We start from the raw sequence: 20,604 nt of genomic DNA on the forward strand, positions 1-20,604 counted from the left end.
AAGTCAGTTCGACATGAAGCATATTGAAGACGATCGGAGTTTCGGCAACGGCTTTTCGGAGTTTACCCTGTGGGCCGGTGCCGGGCTCATGGTTCTGTCTATTCATGTTGGCACGGCGCTGTGGCTCTTGCGTGATGCCGCGATGGTCGCTGCTGACGACATGCCGCCAGCGGCGATCATGATCGAGCTTGCGGAAATGCCGGAAGCGCAAGTGACGGAAGAAAACGAAGTCTCTCCCGATCAGGAAACAGCGGATGCCAGCGCGCCTGCAGAAAATGTGGAAGAACCGATAGAGGAGCCGAAACAGCCGGAGGAAATAGCCCAACAGGAGCCGGAGCCGGTTGGGGACGAACAGGCGGAAGAACTGGTTCAACTGGACAAGGTCGAGGTTCCACTACCGATTGCCCGGCCAAAACCGCCCGAACTGGAAAAGAAAATCGTTCGGAAAGAAGAACCGAAAGAGAAGCCGGTCAAACAGCGCCAACAGGAGCAGGCTGTGTCGCGGCAGCTGAATCAGGCACAGGCGCAGGTGACCCAATCTAGTCGCAACGCAGCACGCCAGTCGGCATCGGGCCTGTTTGCGTCTTCGGTCAGTCCGGCCCGCTGGCAGTCGCGGCTGATGGCGCATCTGGAGCGGCGCAAGCGTTATCCCGCGGGCGCAAAGTCTCGTCGCGAGGAAGGCGTCGTCTATGTCCGCTTCCGTATCGACGAAACGGGCAAGGTCCTGTCGGCTTCGCTGGCACGTTCGTCGGGCTTTCCCGAACTCGACAGCGAAGTCCTGTCGCTGGTCCAGCGTGCCTCACCGGTTCCCGCACCACCGCCCGATGTCAACAGGACTATCACGGCGCCGGTGAAGTTCTCGCGTCGCTGATTACACTTTTAGTGGTATCACGTTAAGTTTGCGAGGTTGCGAGAGACCCGTGGTACCTTACTTTCACACGATACAGCCTGCACTTTCCACCGTTGAAAGTTTCAAGATTATGGTAGTCCGGTCCGCCTTTGCCGCATCGTGGGAACGAAGTTTATCGAGGATGATCCGGTTTGGAACAAAGCCATAGCGCTTCATCAAACCGCACCATTGCCTCCGCAAGATACTGGCTCAAATTTGTCCACGCCGCCCAAGCGCCTCGCACCAGAAACGATTGTCTCATTCTCCAGCTTGATCCATTCGAATCTGCCGTAACATGTTTCGTCCCGCGAGAAGCAATTCAAACAAGAATGCAACGAGAGACAGTATGAGCGAGACGATGGCTCCACCAAAAAACCAGTAGAGATTTTCGTGGCGCAGTCCGAACGAGAGGGCTCCAGCGAGAAGATTCAACGTTGCCGCACCCGTGCAGACGCCAGCGATGACTCCTAGCGCCACGGCAATCTCCAGGGCAAGCGTCCGCCTCCGTAGATAAGCGAGCTGCACACGTGACGTTTCGTTTCGCTCCAACCTTTCAGCAACCTCATTCAGGCGATCCGATACTCTTCCAAGACGAGTTGTATAGATATTCACGAAGCCTGCCGTGCCCGCTAATAGAAAGACAGGAGCAAGAGACGTTTGTATTACGGAAGCAAAATCAGAAATGATAGGCGGCGTAGTCATCAGTATCCTCAAGTAGACTTTGACACGATCAAAATAATTAACCGGGTCCTGCATGGCAATGGCCTTGAATATGACGTGCCAACACGTTGACCCAAACGGTCACCGGCGTTCTGAAACAGTGCGTGCGGCATTTTCAACGAGTGGTCCGAAACTCTCACTGAAGCTATCAGCCGTCCATTCCTGCAGGCTACCAGCCACATGAATTGCGCCGACCGGATTGCCTTCTGCATCAAGAATGGCTGCCCCGATCGCAACTTCATTATATAAAAGCTGGCGACACAGGACAGAATGCCCGCGCTCCCGCGTGGCCTTCACTTCTCCCATTACCTCTGCCAGAGACTGAATCGTATGGGGCGTGAAGGGCGTCAGGTCGGAGCGGCCAACGATGTCGGCAATTCTTTCGTCAGGCAGTTTTGAAAGAATGGCCACACCACCGGCCGTGCAATAAGTTGGCACAGCATGTCCGACGAGTGTCGCGCTGAATATTTCATGCTTCGAGGGCATGCGCACGGCATACACAACGCGAACATCATCGAAAAGCGAAAGGTCAACTCGTTCGTGCACGCGGCGTCGCAGCTCCAGCATGATCGGGTTGGCGCGTTGCAGCATCGGATTGAGCCGCAACAGATCATGGGTCATATCGAGAATGCGCAGGCCTGGTAAATAGCCGCGGTCTGCGGGATCGCGGGCGATTACATCCAGTTTCTGCAACGAATGAACGATGCGTTGTGCCGCACTGCGGTCGATTCCCGCCGCAGTCGCGACTTGGCTCAGCGACAGCGGCTGTCGCGCCTTCTGAAACGCCATCATGACGGCCACGGTCCGCGCAACAGAGCGCAGGAATAATGGATCCTCATTGTACGCTTCCCCCTCGTCGGGGTGAAAAGTGGAGATACCGCCCAAGTCTCGAAACGTGTTCATGGGAAAAATCTTTAGTCGTCGTTCTAGGATTGACAAGAGCCAAAATTGGTTCCTAAGATAAAAATAGATATAGATGTATCGCTGACAGATACACGTTCCTGCCCGAGGGGGCAAATCGATGAATTGGGAGTAAGCTCGTGTCAAAACGCGTGGCTGTTGCTGGCTTTTTGCATGAAACGAACACGTTTGCCGTGGCTCCAGCTGATAAGGCGGCATTTGTTCAAGGCGGTGGCTATATTCCACTGTCACGTGGCGATGCGATTATCGAGCGTGCGCAAGACGTCAATCTGGGTATTGCCGGTGCGTTGCAATTTGCACGCGAAGCAGGATGGGAGATTGTGCCGATCCTTTGGGCGGGTGCCATACCGTCCGCACCAGTTACGCAAGACGCCTATGAGGCTATAGTCACGGAAATCGTGGCAGGGCTGAAGGATTGCGGTCCGCTCGACGGAATTTTCATCGACCTACACGGTGCAATGGTTGCGGCGCATGTGGATGATGGCGAAGGTGAATTGCTGGAGCGGGTTCGAGCTGTTCGCCCCACTGAACTGATTGCCGTTGCCCTCGATCTGCACGGTAATATAACAAAGCGCATGTTCGATCTTACCGATGTCATGGTTGGTTTCCGCACCTACCCGCACGTCGATATGGCTGAAACCGGTTTTCGTTCGGCCGAGGCGTTGCAGGCGCTGATGGACGGATCGGATGGTTGGCACAAGACGATGCGCCGGGGCGATTATCTCATTCCAATTGCATGGCAATGCACCGACGAGCAGCCCGCCAAGGCCCTTTATGGCATGACTGTCAACTTGCCGGAAAACGTGCAGACGGCTTCGCTCTTCATGGGCTTTCCTGCTGCCGATTTTGCTGAATGCGGTCCCTCTGTTTTCGCCTATGGGTGGGATCGCGCTGCGGTCGAGTGTTGTGCGGATGCCATTGCCGATGCACTTGCTGCCGCGGAAAGCTCATTTGCAGGCATTGCCTATCAGCCTGAAGAAGGTGTCGAAAAAGCGATCGAACTTTCCCGCAATGCAACGCGTCCCGTTGTGATTGCCGACACGCAGGACAATCCGGGCGCTGGCGGCAGCTCTGACACGACAGGCATGCTCCGGGCACTCGTGTCCTGTGGTGCCGAGCGGGCATCCATCGGCTGCATGCACGATCCAGACGCTGCAGCACTCGCTCATAGGGCAGGCGAGGGCGCCGAAATCGAAATATCGCTAGGCGGCAAGTCCGGTATCGCCGGAGATGCGCCATTCACAGCGCGGTTTCAGGTAGAGAAACTTTCTGATGGCAAAGTACATGCAACTGGACCGTATTATGGCGGTGCATGGTTGCATATGGGGCTGTCGGCATGTCTGCGGCTTGGCGGAACGCGCGTCGTGGTAACGACCAATCTCGCGCAAATGGCGGATCGCGCGCTGTATCGCATGGTGGGTATCGAGCCGGAACAGGAAGCCATTCTCGTCAATAAAAGCTCTGTGCATTTCCGCGCCGACTTCGCGCCGATTGCCGAGAAGCTTCTGGTGTGCACTGCTCCAGGCGTCATGCCGCTGAGCCCCGCTCAACTGCCATGGAAATATCTGCGCCCGGGTATTCGGCTCGAACCGTTCGGAAAAGAATTCAAACAATAAACAAACAAAAAAACTTTCAGAGGAACCACTCAGATGTTGTTTTTCAAATCCCCTGCCTCCGGCCCAATTGTTCGCCGGATGAAGTATGGACTAGCCGCTTCTCTGATCGCACTCGGTGCTGGCAACACACCAGGCAATGCATGGGCTGAAACGACCCTGACTGCTGTCATGCATTCCGATCTACGTGTGCTCGATCCAATTATCACCACGGCGCATATCACGCGCGATCATGCCTATATGATCTACGATGTGCTGATCGCTGTGGACGAGAATTTCAAGCCGCAGCCGCAAATGGCGGACTGGACGATTTCCGACGACCAGAAAGTCTATACGTTGACGCTGCGTGATGGACTCAAGTTCCACGATGGCACACCAGTTACCGCAACCGATGCAGTGGCGTCGCTGCAACGCTGGGCCAAGCGCGACGCGGGCGGCCAGCTAATCATGGACATTTCGGAATCACTCAAGGTCGCCGACGACAAGACGCTGGTATGGACGCTCAGGGAACCTTTCGCACCGTTCCTCGATACGCTGTCGAAGCAGGCTGCCCTTCCCCCTTTCATCATGCCCGCCCGCATTGCAGCGACCCCTGCGGACACTGCCATCACCGAACATATCGGTTCGGGCCCGTTCAAGTTCGTCCCTGCGGAGTTCCAGCCGGGCGTCGGTGTCAGCTACGTCAAGAACGAGGATTATGTTCCGCGAAAAGAGCCTGCGAGCTGGATGGCTGGGGGCAAGGTCGTGAATGTGGACAAGGTACGTTGGCTTACAATGACTGACGCGCAGACGGCGGTCAATGCGCTGATGAGCGGCGAAATCGATTATCTAGAGCAGGTGCCGGTTGATCTGGTTCCGCTGTTCGACGGGGACGATTCCGTCGTTCTGGAAAAGCGCGATCCGCTTGGCTACCAGACCATGGGTCGCCTGAATTTCAAGCATCCTCCTTTCGACAATCCTGATATTCGGCGCGCTGCTTTCCTTGCCATGTCGCAGGAGCCGGTACTGGCCGCGCTTATGGCGGACCCCAGCTATTACAAGCTTTGCGGCGCGATTTTCGGTTGTGGTACGCCGAATGCCACCGATATCGGCGCCGAAACCATAACTGCGAAAGGCAATATTGAAGAAGCCAAGGCGCTCCTGAAAAAGGCTGGCTATGACGGCAAGCCGGTTGTGATGATGCAGCCGACGGATGTGACCAGCCTTTCACCTCAGCCTGTCGTCGCTGCACAGCAATTGCGCGCGGCCGGATTCACGGTTGATATGCAGCCGATGGACTGGCAGACGCTGGTCGGTCGCCGCGCTTCCAAGGAAGAGCCATCGAAAGGCGGCTGGAACATCTTCTTCACCAATTGGCAGATTCCAGAAATCGCAACGCCGCTCAATTCGGTAATGCTCAACGGCCGTGGCGATCAGGGTTGGTTCGGCTGGCCGAAGGACGACCAGATCGAAGTTTTGAAGAAGGACTATATCAACGCGCAGTCACCGGAAGACCGCAAGGTTGTGATCGAGAAGATACAGGCGCATACGCTTGAGAATGTGCTCTATATTCCGCTTGGCGAGTATAATCCACCACAGGGACGCCGAGCAAATATCGTGGATATGCTTGGCTCGCCTGTTCCGGTATTTTGGAACGTGAAAAAGACAGAGGAATAATCCTGCCACCTCTATCGCGCTGAAATCTCCCTGGCGTGATAGCTCCCTGTTCAATGCGGAACCGGCTCCCCCCTGCGGTTCCGCCTCACGTGGGACGCGTATATGGCTGTCTATCTGATAAAACGCATTCTTGCGCTAGTGCCGGTTCTGCTGCTGGTATCGATCTTCGTTTTCCTTCTTCTGCGCCTGACGCCCGGCGATCCGGCGGCGATCCTCGCAGGCGACACGGCGACGACCGAGCAACTGGAACGCATTCGCGAGGCCATGGGCCTTAATGAACCGATCCTGACCCAATATTTCACCTGGATGGGTAATATATTGCAGGGCGATCTCGGTGTATCGCTGATTTCCGGCGTTCCGGTAATGGACATGGTCTCGCAACGCATCGGTCCGACCATTTCGATTGCCGTTTTGACAATCATCATTGCAGTTCTTGTGGCGATCCCCATGGGCGTCGTCGCGGCATGGCGACATCGTTCTTGGATCGATTATCTCGTGATGAGCCTTTCGGTTCTCGGCTTTTCCGTGCCTGTGTTTCTGGTCGGTTATGTGCTGTTGTTGATTTTCTCTGTCAATCTCGGCTGGTTGCCGGTGCAGGGTTTCAAGCCGATTTCATCGGGCTTCGGTGGTTTCATGGAACGCGCAATCCTGCCTTCCCTGACATTGGCCTCGATCTATATCGCGCTCATCGCCCGAATGACCCGTGCGGCGATGCTGGATGTACTGGGTGAAGACTACATCCGAACCGCCCGTGCCAAGGGAGTGAGTGACCGCCGTCTACTTTTCGTGCATGCGCTCAAGAATGCGGCCGTGCCGGTCGTCACGATTGTAGGTACGGGTTTTGCTCTGCTTATCTCCGGTGTCGTCGTCACCGAGAGCATCTTCAATATTCCGGGCATCGGTCGCCTGACCGTGGATGCGGTGCTCGCGCGCGATTACCCGGTCATTCAGGCCATGATCCTTCTGACGAGTGCGCTTTACGTGTTCGTCAATTTGCTGATCGACCTTTCCTATACTTTGTTCGACCCGAGGATTCGTTATTGATGCGCTCTGAATCGACATCGGCCGGCATGCACTGGATGCTTCGCCTGTTCTCGTTGCCGCGCGTCGCTCGCGTCGGTATCGGGCCACTGATTGCGGGCGTTCTTCTTGCCGTAATCGTTCTGCTCACTCTCATCTCGCCCTGGATCGCGCCACACGATCCACTGACCATGAACCCGTTGATGCGCCTGAAACCGCCTTCGGACGAATATCTGCTCGGCACGGATAATTACGGTCGCGATCTCTTCTCGCGCATGATCCTTGGCGGGCGGATCTCGCTCTTGATCGGGCTTCTGGCCGCAACGGCGTCGATTGCGGCCGGTGTCTTCATTGGTCTCATCTCTGGTTTCTTTCGTACCGCCGATGCGATCATCATGCGCATGATGGATGCCCTGATGGCGATGCCGTCGATCCTGATCGCCATCGCGCTCGTTGCGCTAAACGGGCCGTCCGTCGGTTCGGTGATTGTGGCGATTACAATTCCCGAGATTCCGCGCGTGGTGCGTCTGGTCCGTTCGATTATTCTGAGTGCCCGGGAAGAGCCTTATGTTGAAGCAGCGTTGGCGCTCGGTTCCAGCACACCGAAAATCCTGTTTCGGCATCTTCTGCCGAACACGATGGCACCGCTGATTGTACAGGCGACTTACATCGTCGCTTCGGCGATCCTGACCGAAGCGATCCTATCGTTCCTCGGTGCCGGTATCAGCACAGAGATTCCGACTTGGGGCAACGTCATGGCGGAGGGCCGCCAGTTCTTCCGTATCAAACCGTCGATTGTGCTCTGGCCCGGCCTGTTGCTGACATTGTGCGTGCTGTCGATCAATCTTCTGGGCGATGCGGCGCGCGATAGTCTCGATCCACGTCTCAAGAAGCGGGAGGGCTGATATGGAATTGCGCAATCGTGATTTATCGCAAGAGACCGTTGTGCTTGAGGTGGAGAACCTCGTCGTGGCCTTGCCGGGCGGCACACCCGTCCTGCGTGGAGTCAGCTTCGATATCCGCAAGGGTGAAACAGTATGCCTCGTCGGCGAATCCGGATCGGGCAAATCGGTGACCTCGCTGACGGCGATGGGGCTTTTGCCCAAGCATGCCCTCAAGGTGGAGGGCGGCGCGATCCGCTTGGATGGCAAGGACCTCCTCAAGCTGTCGCCCTACGATATGAAGAGAATCCGCGCCAGGCGCATTTCCATGATCTTTCAGGAGCCTATGACGGCACTCAATCCCGTCATGCGGGTGGGCGAACAGATCACCGAGGTGCTAGATATTCATACTGGATTGTCTGCAGATGCAAAACGCGCCAAAGTTATAAACATCATGGAGCAGGTGCATCTGCCCGATGTCGAGCGCATTTATCAGAGCTATCCGCACCAACTATCTGGTGGACAGCGACAGCGCATCATGATCGCCATGGCGCTCATTCTGGAGCCGATACTGCTGATCGCCGATGAACCGACGACAGCACTTGATGTGACGACGCAGAAGCAGATTTTGTCGCTTATTGCCGAATTGCAGGATAAGCATGGAACTGCCGTGCTGTTCATCACGCACGATATGGGCGTGGTTGCCGAGATCGCGGACCGGGTCTGCGTGATGTGCAACGGTGAGATCGTGGAGCATGGCAGAATTCGACAGGTGCTGACACAGCCACAGCAGGAATATACGAAAGACTTGCTCAGTTCGGTACCAAGCCTCATTCCACGTGCGGCGCGCGAACCGCAGGGACGCGATCCGATAATTCAGGTCCGTAATCTCGGTATGACCTACAAGAGCGGCAGCATTTTCAAAAGAAAACCCGGCGTCAAGGCATCGAGCGAAGTCACCTTCGATCTCCAGCCGGGTCGCACACTTGGTATTGTTGGTGAATCTGGTTCCGGCAAGACGACGGTGGCGCGGTCGATCATGCGCTTGATCGAGCCGACGGAAGGCGAGATCGTTGTCGATGGCCGCGACATCGCTCATCTTGGCAAGCGCGACATGAAGCCGTTTCGAAAAAAACTTCAGGTTGTATTTCAGGACCCGTTCCGCTCGCTCAATCCGCGCTGGACCATCGAACAAAGCCTGACCGAAGGACCGCTTAACTACGGTGTCTCTTATGAAGATGCCGTTGCGGAAGCAAAGCGGCTTTTGAAGATCGTATCCTTACCGGAAGATGCTTTGAAGCGTTATCCGCACCAGTTTTCAGGGGGGCAGCGCCAGCGCATCGCAATTGCCCGCGCGGTCGCCCTGCGGCCGGATATTCTGGTTGCGGACGAGGCTGTGTCGGCGCTTGATGTGTCGGTGCAGGCGCAAGTTCTCGATCTCCTGGCAGAGCTCCAGAAAGATACCGGTATCGCCATCATCTTCATTACGCATGACCTACGGGTTGCAGCACAAATCTGCGATGAGGTGCTGGTGATGAAGCGTGGCAAGGTGGTTGAACAGGGGGATGCGGACGATGTGCTGAGAAGTCCGTCGCATGACTATACGCGCGCATTGATTGAAGCGGCTCCCGGTCGTTTCTGGGATTTTGCGGCGGGACAACCCGTCGCCTAACCGTTGTCTGATTGGGGTCACAGGCCCCCCAAGATTTTCCGAGTGATTTTAAACAGGAATGAAATCATGCCCATCATACCGTTTATTGAGGAGAAAGCCGGCGAGATGCGCGCGGTTTTTGAGGATTTGCATCGTCATCCCGAGATCGGCTTTGAGGAGAAACACGCGTCGGGCGTTGTCGCCGCTCTTCTGGAAAAATGGGGCTTCGATGAAGTTCACACCGGTATTGCCAAGACCGGCGTTGTTGGCATCCTGAAGGGGCGTAATGTCGGGAATCGTCGGGTCGGCCTGCGCGCGGATATGGATGCGCTGCCTATAGACGAAATTTCCGGCGTTCCATATAGCTCGCAGAACCCCGGACGCATGCATGCCTGCGGCCATGATGGCCACACGACGATGCTGCTCGGTGCCGCGCAATATCTCGCGGCAACGCGCAATTTCGAAGGTAATGCCGTTTTCGTTTTCCAGCCCGCCGAAGAAGGGTTAGGTGGCGCACGCGGTATGATCGCGGAAGGCCTGTTCGAGCGCTTTCCGTGCGATGAAATCTACGGCATGCACAACCAGCCCCTGGGCACGCTCGGTAAAGCCGTTATCCGCAAGGGCGCGGCCATGGCCGGTGCGAGTTTCTTCGACATCAAGCTGACCGGCAAAGGCAGCCATGCCGCCCAGCCGCATAATTCGCGCGATGTGCTAGTGATCGGTGCCGACCTGGTCGGTCAGTTGCAAACTATAGTCTCTCGCAACATTCCGGCGACTGAAGCTTGTGTTGTTTCCTGCACCCAGTTTCACACCGGCAGCGCTTACAACATCGTGCCGGAAGTCGCGTCCATCACCGGTACCATCCGCTATTTCGAAAAGCGCATCTGCGATCTTGCCGAAAGTCGCCTGCGCGATATTTGCGCCGGTGTCGCGACAGGCTACGGCATTACCGTCGATGTCGAAATTCGCAATGTGTTCGATGTCTTGCGTAATGATCACGAACTGGCTGAGGCTTATATCGCGGCTGCACGTGATGTTCTGGGCGAGGAAAACGTGACCGACGATTGCCCGGCTTTCATGGGCAGTGAAGATTTTGCCGACATGCTCGCACGTGTGCCCGGTGCCTACATCAATGTGCTGCATGGCGGCAAAGCTGCCCTTCACAATCCCGCCTTTACCCTAGATCCCGCAACGTTGCCCATCGGATCGTCGATCTATGCCCGGATCGTGGAAACTCGTCTGCCTGTGAACAAGGAATTTGCCGCATGAGTGCGCATGAACTGTCATTCGATCTCGACGAGATGATCGGGCGCCTGCGCCCATGGATCGAGACGGAAAGCCCGACCTTTGATGCTGACGCCGTAAACCGCATGGTTGACGTTGCCGCTTATGATTTTGCCGCCGCGGGTGCGAGCATCGAATTCATTCCCGGACGCATGGGGTTTGGCGGCTCTCTGCGTGCACGCTTCCCGCATGCGGATCAGGGCAAGCCGGGCGTTCTGGTGTCCGGTCATCTCGATACAGTACATCCGCTCGGCGTCATTAATGTAAATCCCTTTCGCCGCGAAGTTGGCAGGATTTATGGCCCCGGCATCCAGGATATGAAGGGCGGGAATTTCGTCGCTCTCGAAGCCATGCGCCTGATCGCTCGCTCGGGACTGACAACGAAACTGCCCGTCACTTTCCTTTTGACGCCCGATGAGGAAGTCGGAACCCCCTCGACGCGTGATCTGATTGAGCACGAAGCTCTCAAGAACAAGTATGTTCTGGTGCCCGAACCTGCACGGCGCGATGGTGGTGCTGTGGTGGGTCGCTATGCGATTGCCCGCTTTAATCTCGAGACGGTCGGACGGCCCAGCCATGCCGGCTGGCTATTGACGGAAGGCCGCTCCGCCATCCGCCGCATGGCTGAAAAGATCATCGATATTGAAGCGCTCACCTCGGATGACTGCACGTTCTCTGTCGGAGTCATTCAGGCGGGACAATGGGTCAATTGCGTTTCCTCGAACTGCAAGGCCGAAGTGCTTAGTATGGCCAAGACCCAGAAGGATCTCGAAGATGGCGTTGTGAGGATCATGGCACTTGCGGGCATGAAAGACGATGTCGAATTCATCGTGACGCGCGGCGTGACGCGGCCGGTGTGGGAAAATGCACAGCCGCAGGATATGAAGCTCTTTAACTTCGCCAATGACATTGCCAAGGAGATCGGCTTCTCCATGACCGCACAGAGTTCGGGCGGCGGGTCTGATGGCAATTTCACTGGCGCGCTCGGCATCCCGACGCTCGATTCCATCGGCGTGCGCGGCGATGGCCTGCATACTTTGGGCGAGCATATCTTCGAAGATAGCCTTGTCGAACGGGCGCGGCTCCATACGGGCCTGTTTCTCGGGCTTGAATAAAGCGTGACGGGTGCGGCCATGGTCGATGTGAGGCCGTATACGACGAGGCTGGATGCCCGGCAGGTCTCCGGCCTTAAACAGGACGTAGCCATCACGGTGGATCTGTGGGGTGTTGCCCATATTCGGGCTAACAACCTTTACGATCTTTTCTTTGCCCAGGGCTGGAACGCCGCGCGTGATCGCCTCTGGCAGATCGATATCGCGCGTAAGCGCGGTCTTGGCCTGCTGGCGCGCGAATTCGGTCCCGGTTATCTCGAACAGGACAGAGCTGCAAGACTGCTGCTCTACCGCGGCGACATGGCTCCCGAATGGAAAGCCTATGGGGCGGATTCGGAAGAAATATGCACCGCATTTGCCTTTGGCATCAATGCCTATGTTGATGCCTGCGACGCGGGTTCGATAGCGCTGCCGCCGGAGTTTGTACTGCTGGGTCATCGGCCGGATCGCTGGAAGCCGGCGGATGTCGTGCGCGTACGGACCCACTCGCTTACGCGCAATGCATCATCCGAGCTTCTGCGGTCTAAAGTGATGGCAGCAGCCGGAATCGAACGTGGCGCGAGACTCGATCAGTTGCGGAAAGAATTGTCCCACGGTGTCGACCCGCAACCGGTCGACGGGTTCGATCCGGCGATCATGACGGATCGGGTTCTGCGCGATTTCAATCTTGCCGTCAGCCCGGCGACCTTCACCAGGGACCGGCTTGCCGCCACACTTGAGGAGGCACCTCTATGGACCTCGATTGCCTCGTCCGGTGAAATTGGCAGGGCCGCATTCGAGGAGGGATCGAACAACTGGGCCATATCGGCGGCGAAAACTGATACGGGTCGCCCGATCCTGGCTCTCGATCCGCATCGCATGCATGTCTTGCCGTCGATCCGTTATGTCGTTCATCTGTCGATGCCAGGGCTGGACGTGATCGGCGCGGGTGAACCAATGGTGCCGGGCATATCGATGGGCCACAACGGCACTGCCGCTTTCGGGCTGACGATTTTCGGTGCAGATCAGGAAGACATTTATGTCTATCAGACCAACGTGGACGATCCCGATCTGTATGCCTATGACAACGGCCAGGAACGCGTCCAGACGATAGAGGAGCCGATTTCCGTGAAGGGTTGCCCGGATCAGACGGTTGCGCTTAAATTCACCCGCCACGGTCCGCTCCTGTATCAGGACGCGAAAAATAATCGCGCCTTCGCATTGCGCACTGTCTGGATGGATGCCGGCATGGCACCGTATATGGCCAGCCTCTCCGTCATGCGAGCGACCAGCTATTCGGTGTATTCGGATGCACTAGCAGGTTGGGGTTGTCCCTCCGTCAATCATATCTATGCCGATACCAGCAACACGATCGCCTGGAAACCATCCGGTGCGACGCCTGTTCGCATCAATTGGGATGGACTTCTCCCTGTGCCGGGAGATGGGCGTTATGAATGGGGCGGATATTTGCCGCCGCAGGCCGGACCCTACGAGATCAATCCGGCGCACGGTTTCGTGGCGACGGCCAATGCGATGAACGTGCCTGACGATTGGTCGCGTTCCAATCCGGCCATAGGTTACGAGTGGCTCGACAGCAGCAGGCACGATACGCTTCATCGCGAATTGTCGCGCAGCGAACCGATTTCGCTTGCGGATTGCGCACACTTGCAATGCTCGACTTTCTCACCGATTGCCGGGCGTGTGCTCGCCTGTTTGTCGACCATGCTGGCGGTTACTGAGATGCCTGTATGGCGGCTGCTGCAAAACTGGGATGGCGATCTCACGCCTGGGTCCGCCGCCGCTGCCTTCTTCGAGGTTTGGTTCAGTAAACATCTCGGCCCGCTTGCCGCCCGGACGGAAGGTGCGACGCCGCAGATAGTTCCGTTGCTCTTCCCGTTCGATGCGCCGAGCATCGTGGTATGGCTGGAAGGGGCGCATGGCGATGCGCAGATGGCCGAACAGATTGTCCAAAGCCTCAACGATGGCTTTGCCGAATGCGAAGTTATGATGGGCTCCGATCCCGAACAATGGTCATGGGGGCATATCCACAAGCTGCATTTGCAGCACCCTTTACAGGAACTGACGGAAGAAAACTGGTCCTTGCAGCCAATCGGTCTCGGCGGAAGCAGTTCGACGCTCAATTATGCCAACTATCGGCTTGCGGATTTTTCCGTTCTGGCGGGGCCATCGGTTCGCATGGTGATCGACGTTGGGGGTTGGGATAACAGCCTGTTTATCAATAATCCGGGGCAGTCGGGTGTTCCAGAAACATTAAATTATCAGAATCTTTTTAATGGTTGGCGCGATGGAAACCATTGTCCGCTCGTCTATTCGCCAAAAGCCGTGCAAGCGGCGGCCGTGTACACAATCATGCTGACTGCATAATCGACGGTCACTGTATGAGGGATTGCCAAGTGAACTGGTGCAAGCTACGCAAAGTGGGCATGAGTGCTTAAACGGTCATTTCTGCAATGTAATCACGCGATGTTGCAAAACGTCAGCTCCGGCATGACGGCAGGCCACGGCAGTGAGCTTGTTGCTGGGAGAGTGGAAAGCCAAATTGGTCTGGTCATGCGCGGAGAGTAATCTTTAAGCGTCGTGCGCTGGCGTGAACCGTGCAGATATCTTCTCCCGTTTTTGCGGTGGCCCCGTGGAGACTTCGATTGCATCGTTAAATCCTTTTTGGGTTCAACGGACTGCATCTGGCACGACGGTTCGTGTTGGTTTGATACTGCTTCGCAGTAAGGGTTTAGCGCCCCTGGTGTTTCAATGAGACGGAATGAGAATATCGAGTACATCGCCATGTGTTGCGGTTTTGCTACCACAAATTGCACTCCTATGTGTTAGCTAGAGCTAAACTAGCTGATTCTGGAGAATAGTATGCTGCACCGGAAATACGCCCTCCTTTCGACGTGTTCGGCGTTTGCCTTCACTGTTTTTCTTCCTGCAACACTTGCTTTGGTTCCATCGCAAGCCCTGGCAGCATGTACAACGACGGGCAGTTCAACCGTTTGTACGTCGACCGCACCGGCAGTGTGGACAGCAACTGTGGGTACGGGGCGTTCGGATAACAATCGGTCTGTTGACGTGCAGTCAGGAGCAGGAATAAACACAAATAACGCTCCTGCCATCAGTATCGGAGATGGCGGTACGATCAATGTCCGTAACGGCGCAAGCGTCACAAACAACTCCACTCCATCCGGTTCGGGCCCATTCGGTACCGGTCCCAATACCATTGAATTCGGCAGCAACGGACTGCTAACAATCGAGCAAGGCGGCCGGGTTATTGCAAACGGCACCAATACGCGGGCCGAAGCCGTCAACGTGCATGGTTACGGCAACACTATCATCAATCGAGGCCTGATTCAGGGGCAAAGTAGTGCGGCGATCTGGTTCGAAGATCAGGTAACCGGCGCCAAGAATACGGTGGATAACTACGGAACTATCCAGAAACTCGGCGGCGGTAGCGTCATCGGGACCAACGGCGGTGCCGGTATCAACTTCATCAACCGTACTGGCGCTCAGGTCGTCGGCGACCTGAGCTTCGCAGGGGGCAACGATACGCTCACTTTTGAACCAAACTCAGTCGTAACGGGCAATATTAACGGCGGCGGCGGTATTAACGATCTAGTTTTGCAAGGTATTCTAGGCTCCAGCGACACCCTCGCGGGTGCACTCAGAAACTTTACCACCCTGACGAAGAACGGTGATGGTCTCTGGACGGTAAGTGGTAGCCTCACAGGATTCACTACTGTTACAGTGAATGATGGAACGCTGGCCCTGACGGGTAACAATAAAGATTATACCGGCAACGTGATCGTTCGTCCGGATGGCGTTCTAGAAGCGCGTGCGCAAAGTCTTCCCGTTAAAACCGTAATAGCCAACAACGTCAATAACGTGCAGAACGACGGCCTCGTTCGCTTCACGCAACCAGACGACGGCACTTATATTGGCCAGATCGTGGGCTCTGGCGCGGTCGAGAAAACCGGCACTGGGGTTCTGACCTTGACGCCTGCTGCCCCGGCTGGGAACACTTATTCTGGTGGTACAAGAATTAATGGAGGCACGATCGCTGTCTCGGCCGACAATGCCTTGGGCAATGCGAATGGCGGCGTCACTCTCGATAGTGGCACACTGCGTTTCGACACTTCGTTCGATCTCGCGAGCAGTCGTGCCATTGTTCTGAATGCCGGTGGCGGCACGTTCGATACGAATAACAACACGACCAATGTAACCCAGGCAATTACGGGTTCGGGCGGCCTTACCAAGGCCGGTGACGGTGTGCTCAACCTTGAGGGATCCAATGCCTTTGGTGGCGCGACTACGGTAACGGGCGGCGCACTTTATGTGAATGGCAATCAAAGCGCTGCTACGGGTGTGACAGATGTAGGAACTGGCGCAACAATTGGTGGTGCTGGCACGATCGGTGGCGACGTCACAATACAGAATGGCGGTTCGCTTGCACCGGGCCGTGCAGGGGCCGTTCCCGGAGCGCTGACAATCAACGGAGATCTCGCACTTAGTAATGGCTCGGCGCTCGAATACAGTTTCGGACAGGCCAATGTAGTTGGGGGAGCACTCAACGACCTGACAACAGTTCATGGAAACCTAACCCTCGACGGCACGATCAACGTTGTTGCCACTCCGGGCGGATCGTTCGACCCCGGTGTTTACCGTGTCATCAGCTATGACGGCACCTTGATCGATAACGGTTTGACGGTTGGAACAATCCCCGCGAGCGGCTACTACGTTCAGACGGCGGTCGCAAATCAGGTCAATCTGGTCAATACGAGCGGATTGAATTTGAACTATTGGGACGTGTGGCCCGCATCAAATGGTGCAATTGGCAACGGGGCGGTAAATGGTGGCACCGGCACATGGCAGAGTTCGGGGTCCGGTGGATCCAATATCAACTGGACCGAACCAACGGGAGCTATCAACGCACCATATCAGGACGATGCCTTCGCCATCTTTATGGCTACGGCCGGAACTGTAACTGTCGACAATAGCGTTGGTGCAGTTCGTGCGGCAGGCATGCAGTTTGCGAGCGACGGTTATGTCGTTACCGGAGATCAGATCACTTTAGTGGGGGCTCCCTCGTCGATTATCCGTGTGGGTGATGGTACGGCTGCAGGTGCCGGTTATACCGCGACGATTAACTCGGTACTTACCGGTAACACCCAACTGACCAAGACAGATCTCGGCACACTGGTTCTCCAGGGCAACAATAGCTATACAGGCGGTACGGCGATCAATGGCGGCGTGCTACAGATCGCGAGCAATGTTAATCTCGGTGGTGCAACGGGTGGCATGTCCTTTAATGGCGGCACACTGAGAACGACAACCGATTTCACGATTGATCGCGCTACGGTGCTTGAGTCCCGGGGTGGTACGATCGATACGTTTGGTGCGACGAGGCTCGATTATGACGGTGTGATAAGCGGCAATGGCGGACTAACGAAAATCGGCACTGGTACGCTTGTCCTGAATGGCGAGAATACTTACGCTGGCGGAACCGCGGTCAACGGTGGAACTGTTCAGATCAGTTCGGATGCAAACCTAGGGGCAGCTTCCGGGCCGTTTGGCATCAACGGAGGCACACTGCATTCGACCGGCAATATCGCGATGAATCGCGCGACGACCATAGGGGCTGGCAATGCGACAATCGAAACCGATGCGGGGACGATCCTCACCCAGCAGGGAAATATCGCCGGAACAGGCGCACTGACCAAAACCGGCGACGGTGCACTGGTCCTTACGAGTGCGGGAACCTACAGTGGCGGCACCACCATTGCATCAGGGCTGCTTCAGCTTGGCGATGGCGGGACATCGGGCTCAATTGTCGGCGACGTCAACAACAAAGGTATTCTGGCATTCAACAGGTCTGACGCACTCGTGTTCGATGGCGTGATCTCCGGAACAGGTAATGTTAGGCAGATCGGATCCGGCGTCACCATTCTCAACAATCAGAGTGCCTACTCGGGCGCGACATCTGTCGAGGCGGGAACGCTCGCGGCGGGCGGAGTGAATTATTTCAGCTCCAACTCTGATTTCACTGTGGCCCAGACCGGTACTCTGGCACTCAATGATTTCAACCAGTCGCTCAAATCATTGAGCAATTCAGGAATTGTTGACCTTGGACCGGAAGCAGGGACCACGTTAATCGTGACCAGCGACTATACCGGAAATGGCGGGACCGTTCGGATCGGAACCGCGCTTGGCAACGACAGTTCCGCAACAGACAGACTGGTCGTCAATGGCAACACGAGTGGAACTGGCGTTCTGGCTGTCAAGAATATCAATGGCAGCGGCGCCCAGACGAATGAGGGCATCAAGATTGTCGACATTGCTGGCGCGTCCAATGCAACATTTATGTTGATGGGCGACTATGAGTTTCAGGGCGCACCAGCCGTTGTCGGTGGTGCTTATGCCTATCAACTCTACAAAAACGGCAAAACCAATCCGAACGATGGCGATTGGTATCTGCGCTCGACTATCAAGAACCCTATTGATGGCGGTGGAACAAATGGCGGCGATGATGGTGATGGCGGCGAGGAAGTCCCACTCTACCAGCCGGGTGTCCCTGGTTACGAAGCCTATCCACAGCTTCTGCTGGGCCTGAACGGCCTGCCTACTTTGCAACAGCGCGTCGGCAATCGCTACTGGAGCAATGCAGGCAATATCATGCTCGCAGAAGGCGCTGATCCGGTCGGCTCTCCCTATGCTCCAGCAGAAGAAGCTGGCAATCTGATTGAGGGTAACGGCGTGTGGGGGCGCATTGAAGGCGCTCACACAAAGGCCGATCCACGTTTTTCCACGTCTGGGACGGATTACAGTTTCAACACACTCAAACTGCAGGCTGGCCTCGAAGGCATGCTGGCTGAGAAGGAAAACGGAAAGCTGATTGGCGGGATCACTATTCACTATACTCACGGTAAGGCCAAAACACGTTCGGTCTACGGGAACGGCGAAATTTCGACCGACGGTTACGGCTTTGGCGGTACGCTGACTTGGTATGGCGATAACGGCTTCTACCTTGATGGCCAGACTCAGGTTACCTGGTATGACAGCGATCTTATGTCTGATCTTGCCAATATGGGACTGGCAGACGGGAACAACGGTTTGGGTTATGCCTTCTCTGCGGAAAGCGGCAAGCGGGTAGCGATCGATCAGAACTGGTCGGTTACGCCACAGGCACAGTTGACCTACTCGAATGTCGATTTCGACAGCTTCAATGATGCCTTCGGTGCGCGGATCAGCCTTGATCGCGGTGAGAGCCTGCAGGGCCGCATCGGACTGGCTGTTGAACACCAGAACTCCTGGTACAACGCCAGCGGCCTCATCGACAGAACCTACCTCTATGGTATCGCGAACGTCTATTACGAGTTCCTCGATGGAACCAAGGTCGATGTTTCAAGAACGAGTTTTGCCAGCAAGAACGAACGTCTTTGGGGTGGTATCGGTCTGGGTGGCAGCTATAACTGGAGCGGAGACAAATACTCGATCTATGGCGAGGGATCTGTCAATACCAGTCTCGAAAACTTCGCCGATAGCTATAGTTACAAAGGTACACTGGGCTTCCGAGTGCGGTTCTAGAATGTAACCGCCAGTTTTACAGGCACCGGCAAACAGTTTGCCGGTGCCTGTTTTTACGATATTTCCTTGCATGGCGCGCGGCCTGGCTTTTAATTGGCGGAAATATCCATCGGTTTGATGGCCAAAGAAGCGACCTGTCTTCCGAATTTTCTCAATCACCCCTCGACTGTTGGCGTGTTCCACAGTTCCAAGTCGTTATTGTCGGCCTCGCCAAAAGCCTTCCTTGAACGCGCCTGGTCATTCTTCTGGCTCGCATCTTGCGCCTCGTCGCTGCTATCCAGCTCGAAGGCAGAAACGACGCTCAACGAGATCAATCGTATTGCCTGATCTATATGGGGTGCCGAGTTCCGGTGTTGTTGCAATTGCAACGCTGTGTTCCTTGTCCTGAGGCTGGTACTTGAATCCAAACTCATCATACTGAAGCAGAGCGCGTATGAAGAAAAACAAGGAGGCCCGCGTGAAGGGGAACAATGTATTTGCGATGCGACATATCTGGTTGCATGTATTTGTATTGGCGATCATCTGTATTTCAGAACTGGTTGGCATTCAGAAAATATCTATTGGGATAGGCGCCGTAATTTTCCTGCCGATGCTGTATGCGTTTACTCTTGGTGTCATTCTGAACCCGAGTATCTTGAAGGCGACGGGAAAAGTCCTGAAGTCCGATTCCGTCAAACTGTCAGGCACTATGATCACCATTTCTATTATGCCGTTTATTGCCAAGTTCGGCACGACGGTTGGTCCTCAAATCGAGAACATCATTGCTGCGGGACCTGCTTTGATTTTACAGGAAATCGGCAATCTGGGGACTATAGCCGTCGCTTTTCCTATCGCCGTATTCCTGCTGCGTATGGGACGAGAAACGATCGGGGCGACCTACTCCATCGATCGCGAGCCCAATCTCGCGCTTATTGCCGACAAGTACGGTCTGGATAGTCCGGAAGGCGCTGGAGTGATGGGGGTATACGCTACCGGAACGTTGATTGGCACGTTCGTTTTTGCCTTGATGCCACCGCTAGTCAACGGTCTGGGAATTTTCGATTTTCGTGCGTTGGCCATGTCGTGCGGTGTTGGTTCGGGCAGTATGCTCGCGGCCTGCACTGGTGGACTGGTGAGTGTTTTGCCAGAAAAGAAAGATCTCATTCTAGCTCTTGCTGCTGCGAGCAACATCCTCACCTATGCAACGGGACTTTATGTAGGCCTCTTTGTGGCGTTGCCGCTCACAGAATGGCTTTATAAGAAGTGCCGCCCCGAAGAATATTGCAACGCGGCATAAGGGAGA

14 protein-coding genes are annotated in these 20,604 nt (G+C 55.7%); 12 read left to right on the top strand and 2 right to left on the bottom strand.

What is annotated here, in order from left to right:
• Nucleotides 1-13: 13 nt before the first annotated feature.
• Nucleotides 14-871: a TonB family protein gene (locus AC1RHM_RS07320; protein ID WP_114048298.1), complete on the top strand. Its 858-nt coding sequence runs from the start codon at nt 14-16 to the stop codon at nt 869-871.
• A gap of 276 nt (nt 872-1,147) precedes the next feature.
• Here AC1RHM_RS07320 and AC1RHM_RS07325 read toward each other — a convergent pair whose 3' ends face one another.
• Both AC1RHM_RS07325 and AC1RHM_RS07330 read right to left on the bottom strand, forming a co-directional pair.
• A complete protein-coding gene (locus AC1RHM_RS07325) occupies nt 1,148-1,591 on the bottom strand; it encodes a DUF2721 domain-containing protein (RefSeq protein WP_094515265.1) in 444 nt (147 codons plus the stop codon).
• 99 nt (nt 1,592-1,690) lie between these two features.
• Nucleotides 1,691-2,512, bottom strand: coding sequence for an IclR family transcriptional regulator (locus AC1RHM_RS07330; RefSeq protein WP_094515204.1), 822 nt, complete (start codon nt 2,510-2,512; stop codon nt 1,691-1,693).
• 137 nt (nt 2,513-2,649) lie between these two features.
• Between AC1RHM_RS07330 and AC1RHM_RS07335 the strand changes: the two genes are divergently transcribed.
• From AC1RHM_RS07335 to AC1RHM_RS07385, 11 genes are all read left to right on the top strand, one after another.
• Complete coding sequence (locus AC1RHM_RS07335; RefSeq protein WP_151612471.1) at nt 2,650-4,146, top strand: M81 family metallopeptidase; 1,497 nt, start codon at nt 2,650-2,652, stop codon at nt 4,144-4,146.
• A gap of 33 nt (nt 4,147-4,179) precedes the next feature.
• Entirely contained in the window at nt 4,180-5,799 is a 1,620-nt protein-coding gene (locus AC1RHM_RS07340) for an ABC transporter substrate-binding protein (protein WP_151612473.1), read from the top strand.
• A gap of 102 nt (nt 5,800-5,901) precedes the next feature.
• Nucleotides 5,902-6,843: an ABC transporter permease gene (locus AC1RHM_RS07345; RefSeq protein ID WP_151612475.1), complete on the top strand. Its 942-nt coding sequence runs from the start codon at nt 5,902-5,904 to the stop codon at nt 6,841-6,843.
• 35 nt (nt 6,844-6,878) lie between these two features.
• Nucleotides 6,879-7,724 (top strand): ABC transporter permease, encoded by an 846-nt coding sequence (locus AC1RHM_RS07350; RefSeq protein WP_226622783.1) that lies wholly within the window; start codon nt 6,879-6,881, stop codon nt 7,722-7,724.
• A gap of 1 nt (nt 7,725) precedes the next feature.
• Nucleotides 7,726-9,372, top strand: a complete 1,647-nt coding sequence (locus AC1RHM_RS07355; RefSeq protein WP_151612479.1) for an ABC transporter ATP-binding protein — start codon at nt 7,726-7,728, stop codon at nt 9,370-9,372.
• A gap of 66 nt (nt 9,373-9,438) precedes the next feature.
• A complete protein-coding gene (locus AC1RHM_RS07360) occupies nt 9,439-10,620 on the top strand; it encodes a M20 aminoacylase family protein (RefSeq protein ID WP_151612481.1) in 1,182 nt (393 codons plus the stop codon).
• Entirely contained in the window at nt 10,617-11,750 is a 1,134-nt protein-coding gene (locus AC1RHM_RS07365; protein ID WP_151895734.1) for a M20/M25/M40 family metallo-hydrolase, read from the top strand. Before AC1RHM_RS07360 ends, AC1RHM_RS07365 begins: the two co-directional genes overlap by 4 nt.
• Nucleotides 11,751-11,753: 3 nt before the next feature.
• Nucleotides 11,754-14,111, top strand: a complete 2,358-nt coding sequence (locus AC1RHM_RS07370) for a penicillin acylase family protein (protein WP_226622763.1) — start codon at nt 11,754-11,756, stop codon at nt 14,109-14,111.
• Nucleotides 14,112-14,813: 702 nt separating this feature from the next.
• Entirely contained in the window at nt 14,814-19,322 is a 4,509-nt protein-coding gene (locus AC1RHM_RS07375; protein WP_235907486.1) for an autotransporter outer membrane beta-barrel domain-containing protein, read from the top strand.
• A gap of 117 nt (nt 19,323-19,439) precedes the next feature.
• Nucleotides 19,440-19,649 (top strand): hypothetical protein, encoded by a 210-nt coding sequence (locus tag AC1RHM_RS07380; RefSeq protein ID WP_094515213.1) that lies wholly within the window; start codon nt 19,440-19,442, stop codon nt 19,647-19,649.
• 106 nt (nt 19,650-19,755) lie between these two features.
• Entirely contained in the window at nt 19,756-20,598 is an 843-nt protein-coding gene (locus AC1RHM_RS07385) for a DUF3100 domain-containing protein (RefSeq protein ID WP_094515214.1), read from the top strand.
• Nucleotides 20,599-20,604: the final 6 nt, after the last annotated feature.

This window comes from Brucella sp. GW823-FHT04E01, from assembly GCF_058796175.1.

What these genes read in the sequence shown, in the direction of transcription:
- AC1RHM_RS07320 (WP_114048298.1), top strand. Translation starts at nt 14, where the DNA reads ATGAAGCATATTGAAGACGATCGGAGTTTCGGCAACGGCTTTTCGGAG.
- AC1RHM_RS07365 (WP_151895734.1), top strand. Translation starts at nt 10,617, where the DNA reads ATGAGTGCGCATGAACTGTCATTCGATCTCGACGAGATGATCGGGCGC.
- AC1RHM_RS07330 (WP_094515204.1), bottom strand. Translation starts at nt 2,512, where the DNA reads ATGAACACGTTTCGAGACTTGGGCGGTATCTCCACTTTTCACCCCGAC.
- AC1RHM_RS07380 (WP_094515213.1), top strand. Translation starts at nt 19,440, where the DNA reads ATGGCCAAAGAAGCGACCTGTCTTCCGAATTTTCTCAATCACCCCTCG.
- AC1RHM_RS07385 (WP_094515214.1), top strand. Translation starts at nt 19,756, where the DNA reads ATGAAGAAAAACAAGGAGGCCCGCGTGAAGGGGAACAATGTATTTGCG.
- AC1RHM_RS07360 (WP_151612481.1), top strand. Translation starts at nt 9,439, where the DNA reads ATGCCCATCATACCGTTTATTGAGGAGAAAGCCGGCGAGATGCGCGCG.
- AC1RHM_RS07350 (WP_226622783.1), top strand. Translation starts at nt 6,879, where the DNA reads ATGCTTCGCCTGTTCTCGTTGCCGCGCGTCGCTCGCGTCGGTATCGGG.
- AC1RHM_RS07340 (WP_151612473.1), top strand. Translation starts at nt 4,180, where the DNA reads ATGTTGTTTTTCAAATCCCCTGCCTCCGGCCCAATTGTTCGCCGGATG.
- AC1RHM_RS07345 (WP_151612475.1), top strand. Translation starts at nt 5,902, where the DNA reads ATGGCTGTCTATCTGATAAAACGCATTCTTGCGCTAGTGCCGGTTCTG.
- AC1RHM_RS07325 (WP_094515265.1), bottom strand. Translation starts at nt 1,591, where the DNA reads ATGACTACGCCGCCTATCATTTCTGATTTTGCTTCCGTAATACAAACG.
- AC1RHM_RS07355 (WP_151612479.1), top strand. Translation starts at nt 7,726, where the DNA reads ATGGAATTGCGCAATCGTGATTTATCGCAAGAGACCGTTGTGCTTGAG.